The sequence below is a fragment of the Microbacterium sp. W1-4-2 genome (assembly GCF_058349885.2).
The window spans coordinates 202,046-227,913 of the sequence record NZ_JBYRJC020000002.1 but is presented as its reverse complement, the minus strand read 5'-3'; the positions used below and the strand labels follow the sequence as shown (position 1 = coordinate 227,913).

The 25,868-nt window shown below is 70.8% G+C and carries 19 protein-coding genes; 12 read left to right on the top strand and 7 right to left on the bottom strand.

Annotated features, from left to right (window positions below; all coding sequences use genetic code 11):
* Positions 1-12: 12 nt before the first annotated feature.
* On the bottom strand, positions 13-759 hold the full coding sequence (locus AC3RX0_RS08870) for an SDR family oxidoreductase (RefSeq protein ID WP_491505614.1): 747 nt from the start codon (positions 757-759) through the stop codon (positions 13-15).
* Positions 760-806: 47 nt separating this feature from the next.
* On the opposite strand from AC3RX0_RS08870, the gene aceE reads away from it, so the two are divergent.
* A complete protein-coding gene (gene aceE, locus AC3RX0_RS08865) occupies positions 807-3,533 on the top strand; it encodes a pyruvate dehydrogenase (acetyl-transferring), homodimeric type (RefSeq protein WP_491505613.1) in 2,727 nt (908 codons plus the stop codon).
* Between the two features lie 523 nt (positions 3,534-4,056).
* Here aceE and AC3RX0_RS08860 read toward each other — a convergent pair.
* Positions 4,057-4,866 (bottom strand): IclR family transcriptional regulator, encoded by an 810-nt coding sequence (locus tag AC3RX0_RS08860; RefSeq protein WP_491505612.1) that lies wholly within the window; start codon positions 4,864-4,866, stop codon positions 4,057-4,059.
* Positions 4,867-5,040: 174 nt separating this feature from the next.
* Between AC3RX0_RS08860 and AC3RX0_RS08855 the strand changes: the two genes are divergently transcribed.
* The 11 genes from AC3RX0_RS08855 to AC3RX0_RS08805 all read left to right on the top strand — a co-directional run bounded on the left by AC3RX0_RS08855 (position 5,041) and on the right by AC3RX0_RS08805 (position 18,892).
* Positions 5,041-6,447 carry an NAD-dependent malic enzyme gene (locus tag AC3RX0_RS08855; RefSeq protein WP_491505611.1) on the top strand — a complete coding sequence of 469 codons (1,407 nt, stop codon included), beginning with the start codon at positions 5,041-5,043 and terminating at the stop codon, positions 6,445-6,447.
* Positions 6,448-6,477: 30 nt separating this feature from the next.
* Positions 6,478-8,076, top strand: coding sequence for a malate synthase A (aceB, locus tag AC3RX0_RS08850; RefSeq protein ID WP_491506334.1), 1,599 nt, complete (start codon positions 6,478-6,480; stop codon positions 8,074-8,076).
* A 1-nt stretch (position 8,077) separates the two neighbouring features.
* Positions 8,078-9,358, top strand: a complete 1,281-nt coding sequence (locus tag AC3RX0_RS08845; protein WP_491505610.1) for a DUF6986 family protein — start codon at positions 8,078-8,080, stop codon at positions 9,356-9,358.
* Positions 9,355-10,164 carry a bifunctional allantoicase/(S)-ureidoglycine aminohydrolase gene (locus AC3RX0_RS08840; protein ID WP_491505609.1) on the top strand — a complete coding sequence of 270 codons (810 nt, stop codon included), beginning with the start codon at positions 9,355-9,357 and terminating at the stop codon, positions 10,162-10,164. Before AC3RX0_RS08845 ends, AC3RX0_RS08840 begins: the two co-directional genes overlap by 4 nt.
* A gap of 205 nt (positions 10,165-10,369) precedes the next feature.
* A complete protein-coding gene (locus tag AC3RX0_RS08835; RefSeq protein ID WP_491505608.1) occupies positions 10,370-11,158 on the top strand; it encodes a hydroxypyruvate isomerase family protein in 789 nt (262 codons plus the stop codon).
* 28 nt (positions 11,159-11,186) lie between these two features.
* Positions 11,187-12,065 (top strand): 2-hydroxy-3-oxopropionate reductase, encoded by an 879-nt coding sequence (locus tag AC3RX0_RS08830; RefSeq protein WP_491505607.1) that lies wholly within the window; start codon positions 11,187-11,189, stop codon positions 12,063-12,065.
* Positions 12,066-12,106: 41 nt separating this feature from the next.
* A complete protein-coding gene (gene gcl / locus AC3RX0_RS08825; protein ID WP_491505606.1) occupies positions 12,107-13,900 on the top strand; it encodes a glyoxylate carboligase in 1,794 nt (597 codons plus the stop codon).
* Between the two features lie 27 nt (positions 13,901-13,927).
* Complete coding sequence (locus AC3RX0_RS08820; protein ID WP_491505605.1) at positions 13,928-15,070, top strand: glycerate kinase; 1,143 nt, start codon at positions 13,928-13,930, stop codon at positions 15,068-15,070.
* A gap of 438 nt (positions 15,071-15,508) precedes the next feature.
* Complete coding sequence (locus tag AC3RX0_RS08815; RefSeq protein ID WP_491505604.1) at positions 15,509-17,713, top strand: ATP-dependent Clp protease ATP-binding subunit; 2,205 nt, start codon at positions 15,509-15,511, stop codon at positions 17,711-17,713.
* A gap of 65 nt (positions 17,714-17,778) precedes the next feature.
* Positions 17,779-18,255, top strand: coding sequence for a TlpA family protein disulfide reductase (locus AC3RX0_RS08810; protein ID WP_491505603.1), 477 nt, complete (start codon positions 17,779-17,781; stop codon positions 18,253-18,255).
* Between the two features lie 160 nt (positions 18,256-18,415).
* Positions 18,416-18,892 (top strand): nucleoside deaminase, encoded by a 477-nt coding sequence (locus AC3RX0_RS08805; protein WP_491506333.1) that lies wholly within the window; start codon positions 18,416-18,418, stop codon positions 18,890-18,892.
* 84 nt (positions 18,893-18,976) lie between these two features.
* Here the strand turns inward: AC3RX0_RS08805 and xdhC are convergent, their stop codons facing one another.
* The 5 genes from xdhC to AC3RX0_RS08780 all read right to left on the bottom strand — a co-directional run bounded on the left by xdhC (position 18,977) and on the right by AC3RX0_RS08780 (position 25,804).
* Positions 18,977-19,795: a xanthine dehydrogenase accessory protein XdhC gene (gene xdhC / locus AC3RX0_RS08800; protein ID WP_491505602.1), complete on the bottom strand. Its 819-nt coding sequence runs from the start codon at positions 19,793-19,795 to the stop codon at positions 18,977-18,979.
* Positions 19,796-19,841: 46 nt separating this feature from the next.
* Positions 19,842-22,214: a xanthine dehydrogenase molybdopterin binding subunit gene (gene xdhB / locus AC3RX0_RS08795; RefSeq protein WP_491505601.1), complete on the bottom strand. Its 2,373-nt coding sequence runs from the start codon at positions 22,212-22,214 to the stop codon at positions 19,842-19,844.
* The gene (locus tag AC3RX0_RS08790; protein WP_491505600.1) at positions 22,211-23,710 is read right to left on the bottom strand and encodes a xanthine dehydrogenase small subunit; all 1,500 of its coding nucleotides are present in this window, start codon (positions 23,708-23,710) and stop codon (positions 22,211-22,213) included. Before AC3RX0_RS08790 ends, xdhB begins: the two co-directional genes overlap by 4 nt.
* Positions 23,711-23,965: 255 nt before the next feature.
* On the bottom strand, positions 23,966-24,130 hold the full coding sequence (locus tag AC3RX0_RS08785; RefSeq protein WP_491505599.1) for a hypothetical protein: 165 nt from the start codon (positions 24,128-24,130) through the stop codon (positions 23,966-23,968).
* A 303-nt stretch (positions 24,131-24,433) separates the two neighbouring features.
* On the bottom strand, positions 24,434-25,804 hold the full coding sequence (locus AC3RX0_RS08780; protein ID WP_491505598.1) for a glucose-6-phosphate dehydrogenase: 1,371 nt from the start codon (positions 25,802-25,804) through the stop codon (positions 24,434-24,436).
* Positions 25,805-25,868 lie beyond the last annotated feature (64 nt).

Below are 25,868 nucleotides of genomic sequence, written 5' to 3'. Positions count from 1 at the left end.
GCGGCCGCGGGACTACCCGCGGCCGCCGAAAGGCATGCCTGCGGCCGTCACCACCAGCGATCCGATGTTCGCCGCCGCGGGAAGGTCTGCCATCAGCAGCACGGCGGCCGCGGCATCCGTCACCGGGAACGTGGGCTCCACCAGGCGCGAGCCGTCCGGCTGGAGGGCACCGCTGCCCTCGCCGAACTCCGTCGTGATCTCAGTGGCCGTGTTGCCGATGTCGATCTGCCCGCACGAGATGCCGAACGCCCGGCCGTCCAGGTCGATGGACTTCGTGAGCCCCGTCATGGCGTGCTTGCTCACCGCGTAGGCCACCGATCGGGGCCGGGGGACGTGCGCCGAGATCGAGCCGTTGTTGATGATCCGTCCGCCCTGCGGCGACTGCGCCTTCATCACGCGGACGGCGGCGCGGGCGCACAGCATGGTGCCGGTGACGTTCACGGCGATCATCGCGTCCCATTCGCCCAGCCCGATCTCGTCGACGGATGCCGTGGGGCCGAACGCTCCGGCATTGTTGAACAGCACGTCGACCCGGCCGAAGGCGTGCACGGCGGCGTCGAACAGCGCGTCGACCCGGGCGGCGTCGGTCACGTCCGTCGGGACGATGAGCGCGTCGCGATGACCCTGAGCCGTCTCGTGCAACGCGTCGGGCCGGCGCCCGGCCAGCGCGACCCGGTACCCGGATGCCAGCATCGCCCGGGCCACGGCCCGCCCGATCCCTGATCCGGCACCCGTGACGACGGCGACCCGCCCGCTCATTCGAACCACCTCATGACCTCCATCATCCACGAGAGAAAGGACCATCCGTGTCTACACTGCACACCGCCCTGAGCGGCAATGGTCACCCGGTCGATTCCGACCCCGAAGAGACGTCGGAATGGATCGACTCGCTCGACGCCCTGGTCCGCGAACGCGGCGCCGAGCGCGGCGAGTTCATCCTGCGCACTCTGGCCGAGAGATCCGGAGCAGGCGGGGCCGCGGCATCCATCGGCCCGGTGACCACCGACTACCTCAACACGATCCCGGCGTCGGCAGAGCCCGCCTACCCGGGCGACGAGGCGATCGAGCGCCGCTACCGGGCATGGATGCGGTGGAACGCCGCGATCATGGTGCACCGCGCGCAGCGGCCCGGCATCGGCGTGGGCGGCCACATCTCCACGTACGCGGGCGCGGCGACCCTGTACGAGGTCGGCTTCAACCACTTCTTCCGCGGCAAGGACCACCCGGGCGGCGGCGACCAGGTGTTCTTCCAGGGCCATGCCTCACCCGGCATGTACGCGCGCGCGTTCATGGAGGGGCGCCTGGGCGAAGAGGACCTCGACGGGTTCCGTCAGGAGAAGTCGCACGAGGGTCACGCGCTGTCGTCCTACCCGCACCCGCGGCTGATGCCGGAGTTCTGGGAGTTCCCGACCGTGTCGATGGGCATCGGCCCGATGAACGCGATCTACCAGGCCCAGTCGAACCGGTACCTGCACAACCAGGGCTTGAAGGACACGTCCGACCAGCACGTGTGGGCGTTCCTCGGCGACGGCGAGATGGACGAGCCCGAGAGCCGCGGCCTGCTGCAGCTGGCTGCCAACGACGGTCTGGACAACCTGACGTTCGTGATCAACTGCAACCTGCAGCGCCTCGACGGCCCGGTGCGCGGCAACGGCAAGATCATCCAGGAGCTCGAGGGCTTCTTCCGCGGCGCGGGCTGGAACGTCATCAAGGTCGTGTGGGGTCGCGAGTGGGACGACCTGCTCGCCCGCGATTCCTCGGGCGCCCTGCGCGACATCATGAACACGACCCTGGACGGCGACTACCAGACGTTCAAGGGCGAGTCGGGCGGGTTCATCCGCGAGAACTTCTTCGGGCGCGACCCCCGCGCCCGCGCCCTCGTCGACGGCTATACCGACGAGCAGATCTGGCAGCTCAAGCGCGGCGGCCACGACTACCACAAGGTGTACGCGGCCTACGCGCAGTCGATGCAGCGCAATGGCAAGCCGACCGTGATCCTCGTCAAGACCGTCAAGGGCTACGGCCTGGGTGCACGCTTCGAGGCGCGCAACGCCACGCACCAGATGAAGAAGCTGACCCTGGACGACCTGAAGAGCTTCCGCGACCTGCTGCGCATCCCGATCACCGACGCACAGCTCGAGGCCGACCCGTACCGGCCGCCGTACTACCACCCCGGCCAGGACGCACCCGAGATCCAGTACCTGCAGGAGCGCAGGCGTGCGCTCGGCGGCTACCTGCCCGAGCGGCGCCCCGACCATGCGCAGATCGCCCTGCCGGACGCCAAGGCGTACGCCGTGGCCGACCGTGGCAGCGGCACGCAGCAGGCGGCCACCACGATGGCGTTCGTCCGCGTGCTCAAGGACCTCATGCGCGACCCCGAGTTCGGCAAGCGCATCGTGCCGATCATCCCCGACGAGGCGCGCACGTTCGGCATCGACTCGTTCTTCCCGACCGCGAAGATCTACAACCCCAAGGGTCAGCATTACCTGTCGGTCGACCGCGACATCGTGCTCGCGTACAAAGAGGCGGTCGAGGGGCGCATCCTGCACGTCGGCATCAACGAGGCGGGCTCGATCGCGGCGTTCACCGCGGCCGGAACCGCCTACGCCACGCACGGCGTGCCGCTGATCCCGGTGTACGTGTTCTACTCGATGTTCGGCTTCCAGCGCACCGGCGACTCGCTGTGGGCCGCAGCCGACCAGATGACCCGCGGGTTCCTCATCTCGGCGACCGCGGGTCGCACGACGCTGACCGGCGAGGGGCTGCAGCACGCCGACGGGCACTCGCCGCTGCTGGCGGCCACGAACCCGGCGGTGGTGACCTACGACCCGGCGTTCGGGTATGAGATCGGCCACATCGTGCGCGCGGGCCTGGAGCGGATGTACGGAGCGGACTCGACCGACCGCAACCACATCTACAACATCATGGTCTACAACGAGCCGATCGTTCAGCCGCCGGCACCGGTCGACCTCGACGTCGACGGCGTGCTGGGCGGCATCCACCGCATCTCTGCGGTCGATGCCCCCAAGGCGCACCTGCTGGCGTCGGGCATCGGCGTGACCTGGGCGCAGGAGGCCCAGCAGCTGCTGCGCGACGACTGGGGCGTCGAGTCCGATGTCTGGTCGGTCACCTCGTGGACCGAGCTGCGCCGTGACGCCGTCGCCGCTGAGGAGGAGGCGTTCCTGCATCCCGAACGCGAGCCGCGCACGCCGTTCCTGCAGCGGCAGCTCGCCGACGCGCACGGACCTGTCGTGGCCGTCAGCGACTACGCCAAGGACCTGCCCGACCAGATCCGGCAGTTCGTGCCGAACGACTGGGCGACCCTCGGCGCGGACGGCTTCGGCTTCAGCGACACCCGGGCCGCCGCGCGCCGGTTCTTCCACATCGACGGCCCGTCGATCGTGGTGCGCGCGCTCCAGCTGCTGGCTGCGCGCGGAGAAGTGGATGCCGCGATCCCGGCCGCTGCGGCGGCGAAGTACCGGCTGCTCGATGTGAACGCGGGCACGTCCGGCTCGGCCGGCGGCGACGCCTGACCCTGCTCGACGCGAACGGCCCCGGATCCGCGGATCCGGGGCCGTTCGCCGTTCCGGGGGCAGGACCGACCATCTCCGACTGTCTTACAGACAGTTCGAAAAGGTACTTGTGTAAGAGCACCCGCGGCTGGGGATGCGGGCACGCGTGGATCGCGGGCCGGTCGTCGATGATGGCTTCGGCACCACCCTCGACCCGGTGGTTTCTGTGCAACGGCGGGCCGCGGCATCCGTCCTCGCCTCACGCGAGGAGATCTCACGAAACGAGGATGGAACCTGCCCGAACCGCCCTCGTTTCGTGAGATCCCCTCGCCTTGCGCGAGGGCCGACCGCGGCGGACGGCTCGACATGATGGCCGAAAGCCCGCGACCCGCTTCGGTCGTCGCACGTGGTGGGTGTTCGGCGGCGTGGGCCGCCATTTGTGACGACGGAAGCGTGGGGCCCCGGCACGCGCGCCGTTCGGTCGTCGCACGTGGTAGGTGTTCGGCGGCGTGGGCCGCCATTTGCGCCGACTGAAGCCCTGCGGTCAGGCGATGAGCGAGCCGGCGATCTGCTCGGCCGCCGCGCGCAGCAGCGGCACGGCGCGCTCGCCGAAGTCCTCGTCGACGCGCGAGATCGGGCCCGAGACCGAGACGGCGCTCGGCGTCGGCGCGCCCGGGATGGCCATGGCGTAGCAGCGCACGCCGATCTCCTGCTCCTGCTCGTCCATCGAGTATCCGCGGCGGCGGTCGCGGTCGAGTTGGGCGATGAGCCCGTCGATGGTTCCGATGCTGTACTTCGTGGGTGTCGGCATCCCGGTGCGCGTCACGATCCCGCGCACGACATCGTCCGGCAGCTGCGAGAGGATCGCCTTGCCGACGCCGGTGTCGTGCACGTTCGCACGGCGGCCGACCTCGGTGAACATGCGCATCGAGCGCGACGACTGCACCTGCGCGACGTAGACGACCATGTCTCCGTCGAGCACGGCCATGTTCGCGCTCTCGCCGAGCGAGTTCACGAGGTGCGTGAGCTGGGGCCGGGCGAGCGCACCGAACTGCTTGGTGGCGCCGTCGCCGAGGCGGATCAGGCGGGGGCCGAGCGCGTAGCGGCGGTTGGGCAGCTGGCGCGCGTAGCCGAGCGCGACCAGCGTGCGCAGCAGGCGGTGGATCGTGGGCAGCGGCAGGTCCGTCGATGTCGACAGCTCGCTCAGGGCGACCTCGCCGCCGGCGTCGGTGATGAGCTCGAGAAGCTCGAACACGCGCTCCACCGACTGGACTCCGCCCGCTCCTGCGCGGCCCGATGCCCCGCGGCCGGTCGCGCGTGCGGTATCGCCCTGCGTGGCCAGTTGCTCCGTCATCGACGTGCCCTCCCTCTCGTCCGTGTCGCGGCTCCGTCCCTACTATCTTCCATGATGTGGAACTCAGAAGCCGCCCTTCAAGAAGAGACGTTATCTCTACTTGCCTTATGATTCCACAACATAGATAATAAACTCCAAGATACGGAAAACTAATCCCTCGACGAGGAGGACCTCATGGCCAATCCCGGACCGGGCAATTCGATCACCCTGCGCATCGACGCGCCGTCGAGCTTCGGCGTCACCAGCGAGCTCGCCGCAGCGGCGGCGGCAGCAGGCGCCGAGGTCACGGCTCTCGATGTCGTGGAGTCGCACCCGACGACGATCGTCGTCGACCTGACGTGCAACACGACCGGCGAAGAGCACGCCGAGCAGGTGCGCGCCGCCATCGACGCGCTCGATGTCGCCACCGTGCGCTTCGTCAGCGACCGCACGTTCCTGATGCACCTGGGCGGCAAGCTCGAAGTCACCCCGCGAGTGGCCATCCGCAACCGCGACGATCTGTCGCGCGCCTACACCCCCGGCGTCGCCCGCGTCTGCATGGCGATCGCCGAGGCGCCCGAGAAGGCGCGCAGCCTGACGGTCAAGCGCAACACGATCGCCGTCGTCACCGACGGCACCGCGGTGCTCGGCCTCGGCGACATCGGTCCCGCCGCGGCCCTGCCCGTGATGGAGGGCAAGGCGGCCCTGTTCAAGCAGTTCGCGAACGTCGACGCCTGGCCGGTGTGCCTCGACACGAAGGACACCGAGGAGATCATCAGCATCGTCAAGGCGATCGCCCCGGTCTACGGCGGCGTGAACCTCGAGGACATCGCCGCCCCGCGTTGTTTCGAGATCGAAGCGCGGCTGCGCGAGGAGCTCGACATCCCGGTCTTCCACGACGACCAGCACGGCACCGCCATCGTCACCCTCGCCGCGCTGCGCAACGCGCTGCGCGTGGTCGACAAGAAGATCGAGGATGTGCGCATCGTGGTCTCGGGCGTGGGCGCCGCCGGCAACGCGATCGTCCAGCTGCTGCTGGCCCAGGGCGCGGTCGACATCGTCGCCTGCGGCCGCGATGGCGCGATCTACGCCGGCGGCGGGTACACCGACCCGCACCGCGAGGCGCTGGCCGCCACGACCAACCCCCGCGGGTTCCGCGGCTCGCTGAAGGAGGCCGTCGTGGGCGCCGACGTGTTCATCGGCGTGAGCGCCCCGAACATCCTCGACGAGAACGACATCGCGGCGATGGCCGACCAGGCGATCGTATTCGCGATGGCCAACCCGACCCCCGAGGTCGACCCCGTGATCGCGGCCCGGCACGCCGCCGTGGTCGCCACGGGCCGCAGCGACTTCCCGAACCAGATCAACAACGTGCTCGCCTTCCCGGGCGTCTTCCGCGGGCTGCTGGACGCCGGCGTCTCGGACATCACGCCCGAGATGCTCGTCGCCGCCGCCGCGGCGATCGCCGACCGAGTGGGCGAGGATGAGCTGAACGCCAGCTTCATCATCCCGAGCGTGTTCGATCCGCTCGTGGCCTCGGCCGTGGCCGAAGCCATCGTCCACACCGCGGCCGCACGCACGCCCGCACTCGTCAGCAACTAACGTGTCAGCAACTAAGGAGCAGTGACCATCGTGTCCGCCATCGTCAACACCCCCTCGTCGGTCGCCCGCGCGTCCGAGATCCTCACCCCCGAGGCGCTCGCGTTCGTCGCGAAGCTGCACGAGCGCTTCGCCGCTCGACGTGACGAACTGCTCGCCGAGCGCGCCACCCATCGCGTCGCGGCGTCGCAGGCCGGCCGCCTGGACTTCCTGCCCGAGACCGCGGCGGTCCGCGACGGGGACTGGCGTGTCGCCGAGGCCCCCGCAGCCCTGCGCGACCGCCGTGTCGAGATCACCGGTCCGGCCACTCCCGCCAAGATGGCGATCAACGCCCTGAACTCGGGCGCGAACGTGTGGCTGGCCGACCTCGAGGACGCGAGCACGCCGCACTGGTCGAACGTCATCGACGCGCAGGTCACGCTGCACGACGCCGCCCGCGGCACGCTCTCGTACACCTCGCCCGAGGGCAAGGAGTACCGTCTGCGCGAGGACGCGGCGCTCGCAGTCATCGTGGTCCGTCCCCGGGGCTGGCACATGGGCGAGACCCACATCGAGGTGAACGGCGAGCCCACCGTCGGCGCGCTCGTCGACTTCGGCCTGCACTTCTTCCACAACGCGAAGGTGCTCACCGCGTCGGGCCAGGGTCCGTTCTACTACCTGCCGAAGACCGAGAGCCACCTCGAGGCCCGGCTGTGGAACGACATCTTCACCTTCGCCGAGGCCGAGCTCGGCATCCCGCACGGCACGGTCCGCGCGACGGTGCTCATCGAGACGATCCCGGCCGCGTTCCAGATGGACGAGATCCTCTACGAGCTGCGCGAGCACGCGTCGGGCCTGAACGCCGGGCGCTGGGACTACCTGTTCAGCATCATCAAGTACTTCCGCGACGCGGGCGAGCGCTTCGTGCTGCCTGACCGCGCGAGCGTCGCGATGACCGCGCCGTTCATGCGCGCCTACACCGAGCTGCTGGTCAGCACGTGCCACCGCCGCGGCGCGTTCGCGATGGGCGGCATGGCCGCGTTCATCCCGAACCGCAAGGACCCCGAGGTCACCGACGCCGCGATCGCCAAGGTCCGCGCCGACAAGACGCGCGAGGCGAACGACGGCTTCGACGGCTCGTGGGTCGCCCACCCCGACCTGGTGCCGGTGTGCCGTGAGGTGTTCGACGGCGTGCTCGGCGACAAGCCGAACCAGCTCGACCGGCTGCGGGGCGACGTGTCGGTCACCCCCGAGCAGCTGCTCGACATCGCCTCCGCGTCGGGCGAGGCGACCGAGGCGGGCCTGCGCACGAACCTCTACGTGGCCGTGGCCTACACCGCCGTCTGGCTGTCGGGCAACGGCGCCGTCGCGATCCACAATCTGATGGAGGATGCCGCGACCGCCGAGATCTCGCGTTCCCAGGTGTGGCAGCAGGTGCGCAACGACACGGTGCTCGCCGACACCGGCCGCGAGGTCACGCCCGAGCTCGTCGAGGAGCTGCTGGACGAAGAGACCGAGCGCCTGCGCGGCGAGGTCGACGCCGACGTCTTCGAGAAGTACTACAAGCCGGCCGCGGGTCTGATCCGCGATCTGGTGCTCGAAGACGACTACGTCGACTTCCTCACCACGCCGGCGTACGAGCTGGTGGACTGAGATGGCGGCATCCACCACGGTGTCCACCTCGCTCAGCGACGCCGACCTCGCGGCCGCCGATGCGCGGCTGGCCGAGGCCGACCGACTGCTGACCACCGGCTACCCCGGCGACGACGGCACGCGACAGCCCGTGCACACCGTGTACGTGCCGGCCGACCGGTTCACCCCGGATCTGCCCGCCCGGTGGGGTCGTCAGGCGGCCGAGGCCGCCGGCGACCTGGTCGCGCTGTGCGACGAGGTGGGTCTCGGCTCCCTGGCCGGCGCGATCGCGCCGCTCGTGGCGGCCAAGCTCGCCTCCGAGCCCATCGAGGACCTGCGCCTGGACTTCGAGGACGGCTACGGCAGCCGGCCCGACGACGAAGAGGACGCCGATGCGGTCGCGGCCGCCGAGAAGGTGGCCGAGGCGGTCGCGGCGGGAACCGCCCCGCCGTTCATCGGCATCCGCTTCAAGTCCTTCGAAGCGCCCACCCGCCGACGCGGACTGCGCACCCTCGACCTGTTCGTCACGCGCCTGCACGAGACCGGGGGCTTGCCCGCCGGCCTTGTGCTGACGCTGCCGAAGGTCACGTCCGTCGCGCAGGTCGAGACGATGGTGGCGGTGTGCGAGCGGCTCGAGCAGGTGCTCGGCCTGCCGGCCGGACGCCTGCGCTTCGAAGTGCAGATGGAGACCCCGCAGCTGATCATCGCCGCCGACGGCACGGTGCCGGTCGCGACGATCCTGCACCGCGCGGGCGGTCGCGTCTCGGCCCTGCACTACGGCACGTACGACTACAGCGCGTCGCTGCAGATCGCCGCGGCCCATCAGTCCATGGAGCACCCGGCGGCCGACTTCGCCAAGCACGTCATGCAGGTCGCCGCCGCTGAGACCGGCGTGCGCCTGTCGGACGGGTCGACCAACGTGATCCCGGTCGGCGAGCGTGAGCACGTGCTGGCTGCGTGGCGTCTGCACGCCCGCCTCGTGCGTCGTTCGCTCGAGCACGGCTACTACCAGGGCTGGGACCTGCACCCGGCCCAGCTGCCCACGCGGTTCATCGCGACGTACGCGTTCTACCGTGAGGGGCTGGATGCCGCGACCCGGCGCCTGCACAACTACCTGCACGCGACCGACGCGGCCATCATGGACGAGCCGGCCACCGCGCGTGCGCTGGCCCGCTACGTCGTGCGGGGCCTGGAGTGCGCAGCGGTCACGGCCGCCGAGGTCCAGGACGCCGCCGGTGCCACCCCCGCCGAGCTGACCCGGCTCGCGCATCCGAAACTCGCGATCACCGAGGAGGTCTCATGAGCTACTACACGCCGCAGGGCGGTCTGCCGCCGCAGACCGATCTGCTCACCGACCGCGCCATCGTCAAGCTGGCATACACGGTCATCCCGAAGGGCGTGCTGCGCGACATCGTCACCAGCACCCTGCCGGGGTTCACGAACACCCGGTCGTGGATCATCGCACGCCCGACGCCGAGCTCGGCCACCACGTTCTCGCAGCTGATCGTCGAGATCGCCCCGGGCGGCGGCGCCGACAAGCCCGAGCCCGAGGCCGGCGTGGAGGGCGTCGTGTTCGTCACGACCGGGTCCCTTACGCTGACGCTCGACGGCCAGCGGCACGTGCTCGAAGCAGGCGGCTACGCGTTCCTCGCGCCGGGGGCTTCGTGGTCTCTGGCGAACGAGGGCGACGAGCTCACGAGCTTCCACTGGATCCGCAAGGCGTACGAGTACCTCGACGGGGTCGCCGCCCCGGCATCCTTCGTCACCCGCGACCAGGACATCGAGCCGGTCCCGATGGTCGGCACCGACGCGTGGGCGACGACCCGCTTCGCGGACTCGAACGACATCGCGCACGACATGCAGGTGAACATCGTCACGTTCAAGCCGGGCGGGTCGATTCCGTTCGCCGAGACGCACGTCATGGAGCACGGCCTGTTCGTGCTGCAGGGCAAGGCCGTCTACCGCCTGAACGACGACTGGGTCGAGGTCGAGGCCGGCGACTACATGCTGCTGCGCGCGTTCTGCCCGCAGGCCTGCTATGCCGGAGGCCCCGAGGACTTCCGCTACCTGCTCTACAAGGACATGAACCGTCAGATCCGCCTGACCTGACCGCGGCCTTTTCGCACGACGGATGCCTCGCCCGGCTCTCTTGGGTCGAGGCATCCTTCGTTTCCGCGAGGCATCCCTCGCGCGTTCGAGGGATGCCTCGCGAGTTCGAGGGATGCCGCGGCGACGCGGTCTTGACGTGCGGCGGGGGATCGCCTACGCTTTCATATAACAGAAGTTATCTTCCACATCACGAAAGTCCAGCACAATGTCGTACACCGTGAACTGCTCGATCCTCCTCACCGAGCTTCCGCTGCTCGAGCGTCCCGCTGCCGCCAAGGCCGCCGGCTTCGATGCCGTCGAGTTCTGGTGGCCGTTCGCCGAATCGGTGCCCGCCGACCGCGACGTCGACGCGTTCGTCGGCGCGATCCGCGACGCCGGCGTGCAGCTGACCGGACTGAACTTCAACGCCGGCGACATGCCCGCCGGCGACCGCGGCCTGGTCTCGTGGACCGGCCGCGAGAGTGAGTTCCGCGACAACATCGCCGTCGTCGCCGGGATCGGCGCCGCCCTCGGCACGAAGGGCTTCAACGCCCTCTACGGCAACCGCATCGACGGCGTGGACCCCGCAGCCCAGGACGAGACGGCCGTCGAGAACCTCGCCGCCGCCGCCGCCGGCGTGGCCGCCATCGGCGGCACCGTGCTGCTCGAGCCCGTCAGCGGCGCCGCGAAGTACCCGCTGCTGACCGCCGCCGACGCTCTCGCGGTGATCGCGAAGGTCGACGCCGGCAACGTCAAGCTGCTCGCCGACTTCTACCATCTGGCTGTCAACGGCGACGACGTCGCCGCCGTCATCGAGGCGAACGCCGCCGACTTCGGGCACATCCAGATCGCCGACGACCCCGGCCGCGGCGCGCCCGGCACCGGCGCCCTGCCGCTGCAGACCTGGATCGACCGCAGCCGCGAGCTCGGCTACGCCGGCCCCATCGGCCTGGAGTACAAGGCCCCCATCGACAACGCCTTCGGCTGGCTGGCCGTGGCCACGACCGCCGCGTGACGCGGCAGCTCAGCGAAGGAACACCATCATGACGAACATCGCCATCATCGGACTCGGGATCATGGGCCTGCCCATGGCCAAGAACCTCGTCAAGGCCGGCTACGACGTGACCGGTTACAACCGCAGCCAGGCACCCGTCGACGCGCTCGTCTCCGCCGGCGGCAAGGGCGCCACCGGAATCGCCGATGCCGTGAAGGACGCCGACGTCATCATCACCATGGTTCCGGATTCGCCGGATGTCGAGGCCGTCGTCCGCGGCGAGGACGGCGTGTTCGCCAACGCCAAGGCCGGGGCCCTGTGGATCGACAACTCGTCGATCCGCCCCGACGTCGCCCGCGAGCTGGCCGAAGAGGCCGTCGCCGCCGGGTTCGGCGCTGTCGACGCCCCCGTCTCGGGGGGCGAGCAGGGCGCCATCGACGGCGTGCTGTCGATCATGGTCGGCGGCGCCGACGCCGACTTCGCGAAGGCCGAGCCGGTGCTGAACGCGATCGGCAAGACCATCGTGCACGTCGGCCCCGCCGGCGCCGGCCAGACCGTGAAGGCCGCCAACCAGCTGATCGTCGCCGTCAACATCCAGGCGCTGAGCGAGGCGATCGTCTTCCTCGAGGCCTACGGCGTCGACACCGACGCCGCCCTCAAGGTGCTCGGCGGGGGCCTTGCCGGCTCGAAGGTCCTCGACCAGAAGGGCCAGAAGATGCTCGACCGCGACTTCGGCCCCGGCTTCCGTCTCGCCCTCCACAACAAGGACCTGGGCATCGTCACCGCGGCCGCCCGCGGCGCCGGGATCACCGTCCCGCTCGGCGCGGCCGTCGCTCAGCTCGTGAACGCGCTCGTCGCCCGCGGCGACGGGGGCCTGGACCACTCGGGTCTGTTCAAGCTCACCGCCGAGCTCTCCGGCCGCGAGTGAGCGGCATCCCCACCTCGGACCTCAGCATTTAAGGAAAAATCATGACTCGCCTGCGCGCGGTCGACGCGATCGTCCAGATCCTCGTGAAGGAGGGCGCCACCGAGGCGTTCGGCCTTCCCGGCGCCGCCATCAACCCCCTGTACTCCGCGATGCGCCAGAGCGGCGGCATCCGGCACACACTCGCCCGCCACGTCGAAGGCGCGAGCCACATGGCCGACGGCTACAGCCGCACCGGCGACGGCCGCATCGGCGTGTGCCTGGGCACGTCCGGCCCCGCCGGCACCGACATGATCACCGGCCTGTACGCAGCGATCGCCGACTCCATCCCGATCCTGTGCATCACCGGCCAAGCGCCGGTCGCCAAGCTCGACAAAGAGGACTTCCAGGCCGTCGACATCGCGTCGATCGCGAAGCCCGTCACGAAGTTCACCAAGACCGTCCTCGAGGCGGCCCAGGTTCCCGGCGCCTTCCAGACCGCGTTCCAGGTGATGCGCTCGGGCCGTCCCGGTCCGGTGCTGATCGACCTGCCGTTCGACGTGCAGATGGCCGAGATCGACTTCGACATCGACACCTACGAGCCGCTGCCGGTGGCCAAACCCGTCGCGACCCGCGCGCAGGCCGAGAAGGTGCTCGACCTGCTCACCGCCTCGAAGCACCCGCTGGTCATCGCCGGCGGCGGCGTCGTCAACTCCGGCGCGTCCGACAAGCTCGTCGAGCTGGCCGAGACGCTCGGCGTGCCGGTCGTGCCGACCCTGATGGGCTGGGGCGCCATCGCCGACGATCACCCGCTGGCGGCGGGCCTGGTCGGCATCCAGACCTCGCAGCGCTACGGCAACGCGAGCTTCCTCGAGTCCGACTTCGTGCTGGGCATCGGCAACCGCTGGGCCAACCGCCACACCGGGGGCCTGGACACCTACCGCAAGGGCCGCACGTTCGTGCACGTCGACATCGAGCCCACCCAGATCGGTCGCGTGTTCGCGCCCGACTACGGCGTGGTGTCGGATGCCGGTGCCTTCATCGATGCGATCCTGGCGATCGCCCAGGAGCGCAAGGCCGCGGCATCCCTCCCCGACTACCTGGGCTGGGCCGAGGACTGCCGCACCCGCAAGGCCAAGCTGCAGCGCAAGACCAACTTCGACAACGTGCCGATGAAGCCGCACCGCGTCTACCAGGAGATGCTCGCCGCGTTCGACCGCGACACCACGTTCGTCACGACCATCGGCCTGTCGCAGATCGCCGGCGCCCAGCTGCTGCACGTCTACGGCCCGCGCAAGTGGATCAACGCCGGCCAGGCCGGCCCGCTGGGCTGGACCGGCCCCGCGGCCCTCGGCGTCGTGCGCGGCAAGCCGGGCGAGCAGGTCGTCGCGCTCTCGGGCGACTACGACTTCCAGTTCATGATCGAGGAGCTCGCGGTCGGCGCGCAGCACAACCTGCCGTACATCCACGTCGTGGTCAACAACAGCTACCTGGGTCTGATCCGCCAGTCGCAGCGCGGATTCGACATGGACTACGAGGTGTCGCTCGCGTTCGACAACGTGAACACCCCGCAGGACTCGTCGAGCGTCGCCACCGGCTACGGTGTCGACCACGTCAAGGTCGCCGAGGGCCTGGGCTGCAAGGCGCTGCGCGTCGAGCGCCCCGAGGACCTCGCCGCCGGCTTCGCCGAGGCCGAGCGCCTGCGCGACGAGTTCCAGGTGCCCGTGGTCGTCGAGGTCATCCTCGAGCGCGTCACCAACATCGCGATGGGATCCGACCTCGACAACATGAACGAGTTCGAGGACCTGGCCACCAAGCCCGAAGACGCCCCCGAGGCGATCTACGCGCTGCTGGACTGATCCGTCACCATCGCAAAGAATCCGATCATGCGCATTCTCATCGCTTCGGACAAGTTCAAGGGCTCCTTGAGCGGTTCCGAGGTCGCGTCGGCGCTCGCCGAGGGGATCCGGTCTGCCGATGCCGGTATCCACGTCGATGCGATTCCGGTCGCCGATGGCGGTGAGGGAACGGTCGAGGCCGCCCTCGCCGCCGGGTTCGGCGCCGAATCCGAGACCGTGACGGGCCCCACCGGGGGGTCCGTCACGGCTCGCTACGCGGTGCGCGACAGGCAGGCGATCATCGAGATGGCCGCGGCCAGCGGGCTGGATCTGCTGCCCGGCGGCACGCTCGCGCCGCTGACGGCCACCAGTCGCGGCACGGGCGAGCTGATCCGCGCCGCACTGGACCGCGGATGCACTGCCATCGTGCTGGGCGTCGGCGGCTCCGCGTGCACAGACGGCGGTGCCGGGATGCTGCAGGCCCTGGGAGTTCGTCTGCTCGATGCCTCCGGAGCCGAGGTCGGGCCCGGAGGGGCCGCGCTGGCGCAGCTGGCGCAGGTCGACGTCTCCGCCCTCGACCCACGGGTGCGCACGACGGAGTTCGTGCTGGCGGGCGACGTCGACAATCCACTGCTGGGGCCGGACGGGGCCGCAGCGGTGTTCGGGCCGCAGAAGGGTGCGAGCGACGCCGACGTCGCCCTGCTCGATGCGGCCCTGGCACGTTGGGGGGAACTGCTCGAGTCGCAGCCGGGGGTGCACCCGGCCGCGACCGAGCCGGGCGCCGGCGCCGCGGGCGGGGTGGGTTTCGCCGCGCTCGCGGTGCTCGGCGCACGGCGTGAGCCCGGCATCGAGGTCGTGCAGGCGCTGACCGGCCTCACCGTTGCGATCGCCGGTGCCGACCTCGTCGTGACCGGCGAGGGGAGCCTCGACGAGCAGAGCCTCGCCGGCAAGGCGCCGATCGGCGTCGCCCGGGCGGCGACCGCCGCGGGAGTGCCGGTGATCGCCGTCTGCGGCCGCACGACGCTCTCCCCGCAGCAGCGGGCCGACGCGGGATTCCGCCGCGTCTACGCCGTGACCGAGCTGGCGCCCGACGTCGCCACCGCGATCGCGGACGCACGTACCTACGTCGTGCAGATCGGCCGCCGCGTGGCGCTCGATGCCCACGCGATCGCCGACCGCGCCGTCCGCTGAGCCGCGGCAGCCTTTGCACGTGCCTGCGCACGTGCGTGCGCGCATGCTGCAGCATTGCGGATTTCGGCGGGCGGGTCCTGAGCAGCTCGGCCTGAACCGGGTTCGAGATCGCACGAACTGCGCGCTGGGCGGGGTTTTGTGCGCCGTTTGCGCAATCTCGACCCGCTGTCCGGCCGAGCTCAGTCCGGTCGTCGTCGCGCGCCTCGCTCGGGCACCATCCCCAGCCCGACCCGGGGTCGAGATCGCACGAACTGCGCGCTCGCCCGGGTTCCGTGCGCCTCTTGCGCAATCTCGACCTTCCGACCGAGCGGACTCGCCGCCGTGAGCATCCCGGACGTACCGCTGCGGTCTTGCCGTGGCATCCGTCACGCGGTAAACTTGAGCCAGCACGACTCAAGTTTTACGCAGACGCGAGCCCCACGGTTTTCAAGGAGACACATGAACGCACAACCCCAGCCCGGGCAGGAGGAGCAGCAGAGCGCCCTCGAACAGTTCGGCATCAACCTCACCGATCGTGCCCGGCAGGGCAAGCTCGACCCGGTCATCGGGCGCGACAGCGAGATCCGGCGCGTCAGCCAGGTGCTGACCCGGCGCACGAAGAACAACCCCGTCCTGATCGGCGAGCCCGGCGTCGGCAAGACCGCCGTCGTCGAGGGCCTCGCCCAGCGCATCGTCGCGGGCGATGTCGCCGAGTCGCTGAAAGACAAAGAGCTCGTCGCGCTCGATATCTCCGCGCTCGTGGCCGGCGCGATGTACCGCGGCCAGTTCGAAGAGCGCCTGAAGAGCGTCCTGAAAGAGATCACCGAGTCCGAGGGACGCGTCATCACGTTCATCGACGAGCTGCACGTGCTGATGGGCGCCGGCGGGGGCGAGGGGTCGGTCGCGGCATCCAACATGCTCAAGCCCATGCTCGCGCGCGGCGAGCTGCGCCTGATCGGTGCCACCACGCTCGACGAGTACCGCGAGTTCATCGAGAAGGATGCCGCACTGGAACGTCGGTTCCAGCAGGTCTATGTCGGCGAGCCCAGCGTGGAGGACACGATCGCGATCCTGCGCGGCCTGAAGGGCCGGTACGAGGCGCATCACGGGGTGACCATCAGCGACAGCGCGCTGGTCGCCGCGGCGGCGCTGTCAAACCGGTACATCCCGAGCCGGCAGCTGCCCGACAAGGCGATCGACCTGATCGACGAGGCGATGAGCCGGCTGAAGATGGAGATCGACTCGAGCCCTGTCGAGATCGACCAGCTCAAGCGCCAGGTCGACCGCATGCGCCTCGAGGAGCTCGCCCTGAAGAAGGAGAAGGACGAGGCCTCGAAGGAGCGGCTGGCCAAGCTGCGCGAGCAGATGGCCGCGGCCGAGCAGGAGCTCGGCGGCCTCGAAGAGCGCTGGGCGCGCGAGCGCGCGAGCCTGACCCGCGTCGGCGACCTGAAGAAGCAGCTCGACCAGGCCGTGACCGACCGCGACCGGGCCCTGCGCGAGGCCGACTACGCGAAGGCGTCGCGTCTGGAGTACGAGACCATCAAGAAGCTGCAGGCGCAGCTCGCCGAAGCCGAGCGGGCAGAGGCCGCCCCCGCGCAGGAGCGCATGGTCAACGAGCAGGTGACCGACGAGGACATCGCCGCCGTCATCGCGTCGTGGACCGGCATCCCGGTGGGCCGGCTCATGCAGGGCGAGACCGAGAAGCTGCTGCACTTGGAGTCCGAGCTCGGCAAGCGCCTGATCGGGCAGAAGGCGGCCGTGAAGGCCGTATCGGATGCCGTGCGCCGCTCGCGTGCGGGAATCAGCGACCCGAACCGCCCCACCGGATCGTTCCTGTTCCTCGGCCCGACCGGCGTGGGCAAGACCGAGCTGGCGAAGGCCCTGGCCGAGTTCCTCTTCGACGACGAGCACGCCATGGTGCGCATCGACATGTCGGAGTACGGCGAGAAGCACTCCGTCTCGCGGCTGGTCGGCGCCCCTCCGGGCTACGTCGGCTACGAGCAGGGCGGTCAGCTGACCGAGGCCGTGCGGCGGCGCCCGTACTCGGTGGTGCTGCTGGACGAGGTCGAGAAGGCGCATCCCGAGGTGTTCGACGTGCTGCTGCAGGTGCTCGACGACGGGCGTCTGACCGACGGCCAGGGGCGCACGGTCGACTTCACGAACGTCATCCTGATCCTGACCAGCAACATCGGCTCGCCGATCCTCATCGACCCGCTGCTGTCGACCGAGCACAAGCGCGAGCAGGTGATGAACCTCGTGCGCCAGGCGTTCCGGCCCGAGTTCCTCAACCGGCTCGACGACATCGTGATGTTCGAGGCCCTCAGCGAGGACGACCTGGCCCAGATCGTCGAGCTCTCGGTCGACGTGCTGCAGCGGCGGCTGCACGAGCGCCGGCTGACCCTCGCGGTCACCCCGGATGCGCGCGCCTGGCTCGCCACCCGAGGGTACGACCCGGTGTTCGGGGCGCGGCCGCTGCGCCGGCTCATCCAGAGCGAGATCCAGGACCGGCTCGCCATGGCGATCCTCGCCGGCAGGGTGCGCGACGGCGACGTCGTGCGGGTGGATGTCGCAGCCGACGGCTCGCAGCTCGTGTTGACCAGCGATGGCCCTGCCGCGGCATCCGGCGGCGAGGACGACGTGATCGAGGCCGAGCTGCTGGACTGAGGCGGTCTGTCGGCCGCGATCGGGGCCGGGCCGCGGCATCCCGAACCGGGCGTAGCGTGTGAGACATGGACCGCCTCGAAACGGCGGGGTCCGCGTACCCCGCGCCCGAACTCGACGTGACGCAGTGGTTCGGCGGCGTGACGTCGCTGGCGCAGCTGCGCGGGCGGGTCGTGCTGATCGAGGCGTTCCAGATGCTGTGTCCGGGATGCCTGAGCTACGGCCTGCCGCAGGCGCAGCGCGTGCGCAAGCAGTTTCCCGACGTGGCGGTGATCGGCGTGCACACCGTGTTCGAGCACCACGAGGTGACCGGCCCCGAGGCGCTGAAGGTGTTCCTCGGCGAGTTCGGCATCCTCTTCCCGGTCGGCGTCGACCGGCACGACGGGCAGCGGATCCCGGTGACGATGCGCGCGTACGAGCTCGAGGGCACGCCGTCGACGATCCTCGTCGACCGCGCCGGCAACCTGCGGTTCACGCACCTGGGCGCCCTGCCCGAGCTGCAGCTGGGCGCGATGCTGGGGGAGCTGCTCGCCGAGTCGGCGTGACCGGCCCTCCCCGCGCCGTCGGCAGGGTGGACGCGGCCCGTGCAGGTTGTTAGGGTCAGGGCCCGTGAGCACCAACACAGCGGAGCCGGCCGAGTCGTCCGATGCCGCGCGGACGTCCGACGCCCCGGCCCCCGAGCCGTCCGACGCCCCCGCCCCCGTCCTGACGCCGGCGGAGTACCTGAGCCGCGCCGTGCAGCTGGCCGTCGACAACGTGGGCAACGAGGGCGGGCCCTTCGCCGCGATCGTCGTGTCGGCCGACGGGCGGGTGTTCGAGGGGACCAACCGGGTCACCGCGAACCTCGATCCGTCGGCGCATGCCGAGGTCACCGCGATCCGGGCTGCGTGCCAGGGACTCGGCACGTTCGATCTGAGCGGCGCCGCGCTCTACTCGAGCTGCGAGCCGTGCCCGATGTGCCTGGCGACATCGCTGTGGGCGCGCCTGGATCGGGTGTACTTCGCCGCCGACCGCGACGATGCCGCCGACGCCGGCTTCGACGACGCGGCGTTCTACCGGTACTTCGAGGGCGGCGCGGCCGACCGCGCCGTGATGCCGGTCGCCGTGATCGAGCTGCCGCCGGCCGAGCGCATCGCGCCGTTCACGGCGTGGGCGCAGACCCCGACCCGCATCGAGTACTGACCGCTGATTCGGGATGCCGCAGCCGCGGCATCCCTCGCGCACCGATCGCCCAGACCCCACTTTCGTGCGAGACCCGTGTCGTGCTCACGCAGACGGGACCCGGGCCGCCTGCTCGATGAGCTGCAGCATCCGGGCGGCGATGCTCACGGCGATCGCCGCCGGCTGCTTGCCGCCGACCTCGGGGACGCCTATCGGGGTGGTCACGCGCTCCAGGTCCGCCGGCCCGTGCCCCGCCTCGCCGAGCCGGGCCCGGAAGCGCGCCCACTTCGACGCCGACCCGATCAGCCCGATCGACGCGATCCCGGCCGTGCGCAGCGCCTGGTCGACGACCGCGAGGTCCTCGGCGTGGTCGTGCGTCATGACCACCACGTGCGTCCCAGCCGGCAGCCCCGCGAGCACCGACTCCGGCACCGGCGCGTGGTGCACCTCGATCCGGGCGACGGCATCGCCGACCGCAGGTGCCAGGCGCGCGGCATCCAGCATCTCGGCCCGTGAGTCGACCAGATGCAGCTCGATCTCGTGGCGGGCGAGGATGCGCGCCAGCTCGAGGCCGACGTGGCCGATGCCGAACACGGATACCGAGGGCACGGCGCGGACCGGTTCGAGCAGCATGGTCACCTCGCCTCCGCAGCACTGCACACCATAGTCGGTGACGGCCTTGTCGCTGAGGGTGAGCACGAGCAGCTCGGGATCCGCGCGGCCGTCCGCGAGCATCGCGCGGGCACGCTCGAGAGCGGTCGCCTCGAGGTTGCCGCCGCCCACCGTGCCGAACAGCGCGTCGGGCGCGACGACCATCTTGGCCCCGCCGTTGCGCGGGGCGTGGCCGCGCACCATCGCGAGCGTGACCACGACCGCGGGTGTGCGCGCGTCGCGCAGGGCGCGCAGCGCGTCGAGCCAGTCCATCGTGCGGCTCCTCTCGGCTCTGCGGCCTCAGCTCGGGGGTCTCGAATCAGCGCGGTGCGGCCACGAGCGCGGGTCCCGCCTCGTCGGGCGACCGGGATGCCGCGGCCCGCGCGGCCTCGATCCCCCAGTACACCGCCTCCGGCGTCGCCGGCGACGCGAGCTCGACGGAGTGCGCCGCGGGCCCGAACGCCCCGATCGCCTGGCGGATGGCCTCGCGTGCGCTGAACGCGAGCATGAACGGCGGCTCACCGACGGCCTTCGAGCCGTACACGGCGCCGTCCTCCCGCGCGTTCTCGAACAGCTGCACGTGGAACTCGGCCGGCATCTCCGAGAAGCTCGGCAGCTTGTACGTCGACGCGGACGACGTCAGCAGCCGACCGCGCTGCGGGCCGTCAGAGGTGTCCCACCGCAGCTCTTCGAGCGTCAGCCAGCCCAGGCCCTGCACGAACCCGCCCTCGATCTGGCCGAGGTCGACGATCGGGGAGAGCGAGTCGCCCACGTCGTGGACGATGTCGACGCGCCGCACGGTCGTCGCGCCGGTGAACCCGTCGACCTCGACCTCGGTGGCGGCCGCCCCGTACGCGAAGTACTTGAACGGCGAGCCCTGCATATTCTCGGCATCCCAGTGCAGCCCCTCGGTGCGGTAGTAGCCCGCCGCGAACAGCTGCACCCGTTGCAGGTAGGCCTCGGCGACGACCTCGGCGAACGTGAGCGACCCCGCCCCGCCCGCCGTCGCATACCCGCCCGAGAATCGCACATCGTCCGGGTCGGCCCCGAGCATCGCCGCCGCGACCGGGGCCAGCCGCTCGCGCAGCTGCTCGCACGCGTGCTTGACGGCACCGCCGTTGAGGTCCGATCCCGACGACGCGGCCGTGGCCGACGTGTTCGGCACCTTGTCGGTGCGGGTCGGCGCCAGTCGCACCTGGTCGAGCCGCAGTCCGAGGGCGGTGGCGGCCACCTGCAGCATCTTGGTGTGCAGGCCCTGCCCCATCTCGGTGCCGCCGTGGTTGACCAGCACCGAGCCGTCCTTGTAGATGTGCACGAGGGCGCCGGCCTGGTTGTATGCGGTGAAGTTGAACGAGATCCCGAACTTGATCGGGGTCATCGCGATGCCGCGCTTGGTGTCGGCGTGGGCGGCGTTGAACGCCGCGATCTCGTCCTGCCGCGCCGAAAGAGCGCTCTCGTCGCGCAGCCGGTTCCAGATCGCGGGCAGGCGCTCGGCATCCTTCACCACCTGCCCATAGGGCGTCGTCTGCCCGGCGCGGTAGAAATTGCGCTCGCGCAGCTCGATCGCATCGATCCCCAGCACCGGTGCGACGCGGCCGAGGATGTCTTCGATGAGGAACACGCCCTGCGGCCCGCCGAAGCCGCGGAACGCCGTGTTCGACTGCTTGTTGGTCTTGGCGACGCGGCCGCGCACGCGCACATGCGGGATCCAGTAGGCGTTCTCGAAGTGGCACAGCGCCCGGGCGAGCACCGGTTCGGACAGGTCGAGGCTCCATCCGCCGTCCGAGGTGAGCGTGGCCTCGAGCGCCTGCAGGTGGCCGTCGTCGTCGAAGCCGACGCGCCAGGCGATGTGGAAAGGATGCCGCTTGCCGGTCATCGTGATGTCCTGCGTGCGGTTCAGCCGCAGGCGCACGGGCCGCCCGGTGAGCTTGGCGCCCAGGGCCGCGATCGCCGCGAACCCGTGCGGCTGCATCTCTTTGCCGCCGAATCCGCCGCCCATCCGCAGCGACTGCACAGTGACGTGGCTGGACGGGATGCCCAGCACGTGCGCGATGATCTCCTGCGCCTCGGACGGGTGCTGCGTCGAGCACTGCACGAAGTACTGGCCGTCGGCGTCGAGGGTCGCCAGGGTCGCCTGCGTCTCGAGATAGAAGTGCTCCTGCCCGCCGAACTCGCATTCCCCCTCGAACACGTGGCCCGCCGTGGCGAGGGCGGATGCCGCGTCCCCGCGCTGGACGGTGCGCTGCTCGCCCTGGAACGAGCCTGCGGCGATGGCCTCGCGCACCGTGATCAGCGACGGCAGGGGCTCGTACTCGACCGCGACGGCCGCCGCGCCCCGCCGCGCCGCCTCGGCCGTCTCGGCGAGCACCCACACCAGGGCGTGCCCGTGGTACATCGCCTCGGCGGGAAAGAGCGGTTCGTCGTCCGAGACGCCGGCGTCGTTGCGGCCGGGCACGTCTTCGGCGGTCAGTACTCGCACGACCCCGGGCACGTCGTACGCGCCCGCGACGTCGATCGTGACCCGGGCGTGCGCGTGCGTGGACTGCACCGGCCACGCGATCAGCGCGCCGTGCGTGCGCGCGGCGAGGTCGTCGGTGTACATCGCCTGGCCTGTGACGTGCAGCGCCGCGCTCTCGTGCGGGGTGGGCGTGCCGACGACGGGCTGCGCCGGACGATCGGCCAGCGAGCTCATGCCGGCACCTCTTTCGGCTCGCGGGCGCTGTCGCGGTACAGCTTGAGCAGGGCGGTGCCGAGCATGTGCGACCGGTAGTCGGCACTTGCGCGGTGGTCCGACATCGGCGTGCCCTCGCCGCGCAGCACCTCGGCGGCGGCGCGGACGGCGGCCTCGTCCCACGGCATGCCGACCAGCGCCTGCTCGGTGGCGTAGGCGCGCAGCGGCGTGGCCGCGACGCCGCCGAGCCCGATGCGGGCGGCGGTCACCGTGCCGCCGTCGAGCTCGAGCGCGAAGGCGACCGCGACCGACGAGATGTCGTCGAGCCGGCGCTTGGCGATCTTGTGGAACGCGGTGAGGGATGCCGCCGGCACGGGGATGCGGATCGCGCGGACGAGCTCGTCCGGCCGGCGCACCGACCGTCGGTAGCCGGTGAAGTAGTCGGCGAGGTCGACCTCGCGCTCGCCGTCGATCGAGGTGAGCACGATGCGCGCGCCGAGTGCGAGCAGGGCGGGCGGCGTGTCGCCGATCGGCGAGGCGGTGCCGAGGTTGCCGCCGATCGTCGCGCGGTTGCGGATGAGGCGCGACGCGAACTGCGGGAACAGGTCGGTCAGCAGCGGAAGGCGCCCCTCGAGGCGCGCCTCGATCTCGGACAGCGCCAGCGCCGCGCCGATCTCGACGACGTCGTCGGCCACGGTCAGCGCGCGCAGGTCGTCGAGCCGGTCGATCGCGACCGCGAGAGGCGTGCGGCCGCCGCGCAGGTTGACCTCCACACCCCAGTCGGTGGCGCCGGCCACCGCCACCGCGTCCGGCTCGTCGTGCAGGATCCGCAGGGCCTCGGCGAGGGTCGCCGGCCGCACGAACCGGGCGCCGTCGACCGTTGTGTCGGTGGCGACCGCGGCCGGCGCAGGAGTGCTCAGGCGCTGCTGCAGCGGGTCGCCGGGCTGCGGCATCCCGAGCGCGTAGGCCGCGTCGCGGATCGGCCGGTAGCCCGTGCACCGGCAGAGGTTGCCGCTCAGCGCGTGCAGGTCGAACCCGTTCGGGCCGTGCTCGGCGCCGTGGCCGCGGACGCGGTCGCCCGGCGCGACTGGGTCGCCCGCCCCGTCGGCCCCGTCGGCGTCGTCGGCCGGCGCGCGGTCGGCGCGGTAGTACTCGGCGGCCATGCTGCACGCGAACCCCGGTGTGCAGTAGCCGCACTGCGAGCCGCCCGCTTCGGCGAGCCGGGCCTGCACGGGGTGGAGGTGCTCGGGCGTGCCCAGACCCTCGGCGGTCACGACCTCCTGCCCGTCGAGGGCGTAGACCGGGACCAGGCACGCGTTGACCGGCGTCCAGGTCGTGCGGCCGTCCGGGCCGGGAGTCGCCAGCAGCATCGCGCAGGCGCCGCACTCGCCTTCGGCGCAGCTCTCTTTGGCCCCGGTCAGGCCGGTGTCGCGCAGCCACTCCAGCGCGGTCGTGTGCGCGGCGACGCCCTCCAGCGGGCGGCGCCGCCCGTTGACGGTGACGGCGATGTCGGTCATGGTCGCTCCTCGTCGTTGCGATCGTCCGGCGAGTCTACGCCGGACGATGTCGCGCGGGCGGGGAGCGCATGCAGCGTGCGGCCCGGAGGCTGCCGGCCGGTTCTGCCGCTTCACGCGTGGAATGGGCCCGTTCGGGACGGCAGTCTCGCGATGGGTCCTGAATGTCCGGCCCATGCTGTCGCCTGGCGCCGGCGCAAGCAGCCGTTGCGGACGGCAGATGCCGAGCGGCGAGTCGCGTCGGCGGAGCGAGGTCGACTACGACGCGCTGGGTGCGAACAGTCGGCGCCACGAGAAGGCGCGCGGGCGGTCGGCGCGCTCCCGACGTGTCGGAATGTAGAAGTCCGGATCGATGTCGATGCGCGACCACGAGGCGGCCGGCATCGCGACGGCGTCGTCACTGGTGTGCGTGCTCTTGGTCATGGCCCCTCCTCTGAGTATTCCTTCCGTATTATGAAAGATTACTCTTGCCTTACGAAAAGAGTAGGGGATGCCACGACCCGGCGTCAACCCTTTCCACTGCATCGCCGCACTCAGCGGCGCCCTGGCCGTGGCTCGGCCACGGCCAGGGCGCGCACGGAATCGACGCCGCCCGGTGCTCAGACCGGGTCGAGATCGCACGAACTGCGCTCTGCCGCGACTGGGGTCGCAGTTCGCGCAATCTCGACGCCCAGCGCTGCGCGCCGGCGTCGAGCGCCCGTCCCGGGCCCGCGCGGCCCACGGGGGTCAGTGCGAGGTGGTCCAGTCGTCGGGGCCGAGCGAGCCGGCGGGATAGTCCTCGAGCGGCACCTCGCCGCGGGCCCACGCGTCGCGCACCGGCTGGATGATGCGCCAGCATTCCTCGGCGGCGTCGGCCCGCACCGACAGGGCGACGTCGCCGTCGAGCAGCTGCGAGAGCACCTCGGTGTAGGCCAGCAGCGTGCTCCGGCCGATCTTGGTCGACAGCGTCTGGCGGCGCAGCGCGAACGGGTCGTCGCCGCCGTTCACGTTCAACTCCAGCTCGATGCGGTCGGGGCTCAGACTCAGGCACAGCACACCCCCGTCGTCGGGCTTGCCGGTCAGTCCGTCGGGAACGTGTCGCACGGGCCGGAACACGACCACGATCTCGGCGGTCTTGCCGCCCAGCGCCTTGCCGCTGCGCAGCGTGAACGGAACGCCGGCCCAGCGAGAGGTGCGCACCTCGCAGACGATCTCAGCGAGTGTCTCGGTCTCGCGGGACGGGTCCACGCCTTCTTCGTCCACGTACGAGGGCAGCTCCCGGCCGTCGAGGGTGCCGGCGGTGTAGCGCGCCCTGCGCGAGGAGCGCACGGCGTTGTCCTCCCAGATCCGCGTGGCGCGCAGCGCCGCGCTCTTGGCGTCGCGCAGGTCGATCTCGTCGAGGTCGACGGGCTCTTCCATCGCGAGCACCGCCAGCACCTGCAGCAGGTGGCTCTGGATCATGTCGATCAGCGCCCCGGCCTTGTCGTAGTACCGGGCACGGCCCTCGAGGGCCAGCGACTCGTCGTACCGCACGAGCACGGACTGCACGTGATCGGCCGACCAGACCGGCTCTACCAGCCGGTTCGCGAACCGCACGCCGAGGATGTTCAGCAGCGTGGAGCGGCCGAGGAAGTGGTCGACGCGGAAGACGCGGTGCTCGGGCACGATCTGCTGCAGCAGCGCGTTCAGCTCACGGGCGCCCTTCTCGTCGCCGCCGAACGGCTTCTCGAGGGCGAGCACGGTGTCGTCCGGCAGCGTGAGGTCCTTGAGCACCGCGCACGCGGCGGCCGTGACCGCCGGCGGCAGCGCGAAGTAGATCACGAGCGACCCGGTGACGCCCTCGATCAGGCCGGCCAGCGCCGTCCGGTCGGTCACGTCGGCCTGCGTGTACGTGGTGTCGGCCACTCGCGGGACCTGGTCCTCGGCATCCGCCGACGCGAAGGCCGAACGCACGGTCTTCTTCCATCGCGCTGTGGTCCAGGCATCCGATCCCGCTCCGCACAGGACCAGGTCCCGATCGGGTTCGCGCTCCAGCAGCTGGCCGATCGCCGGAAGGAGGAGGCGCGAGGTCAGATCGCCCGAGGCCCCGAGGATGAGCAGCGTGGTCTTGTTCGCCATGCCTTCACGATAAACCGCGGGTCGGAGGACGCAATGGCTCTTGCGGCGCGGGATGCGGAAGGGC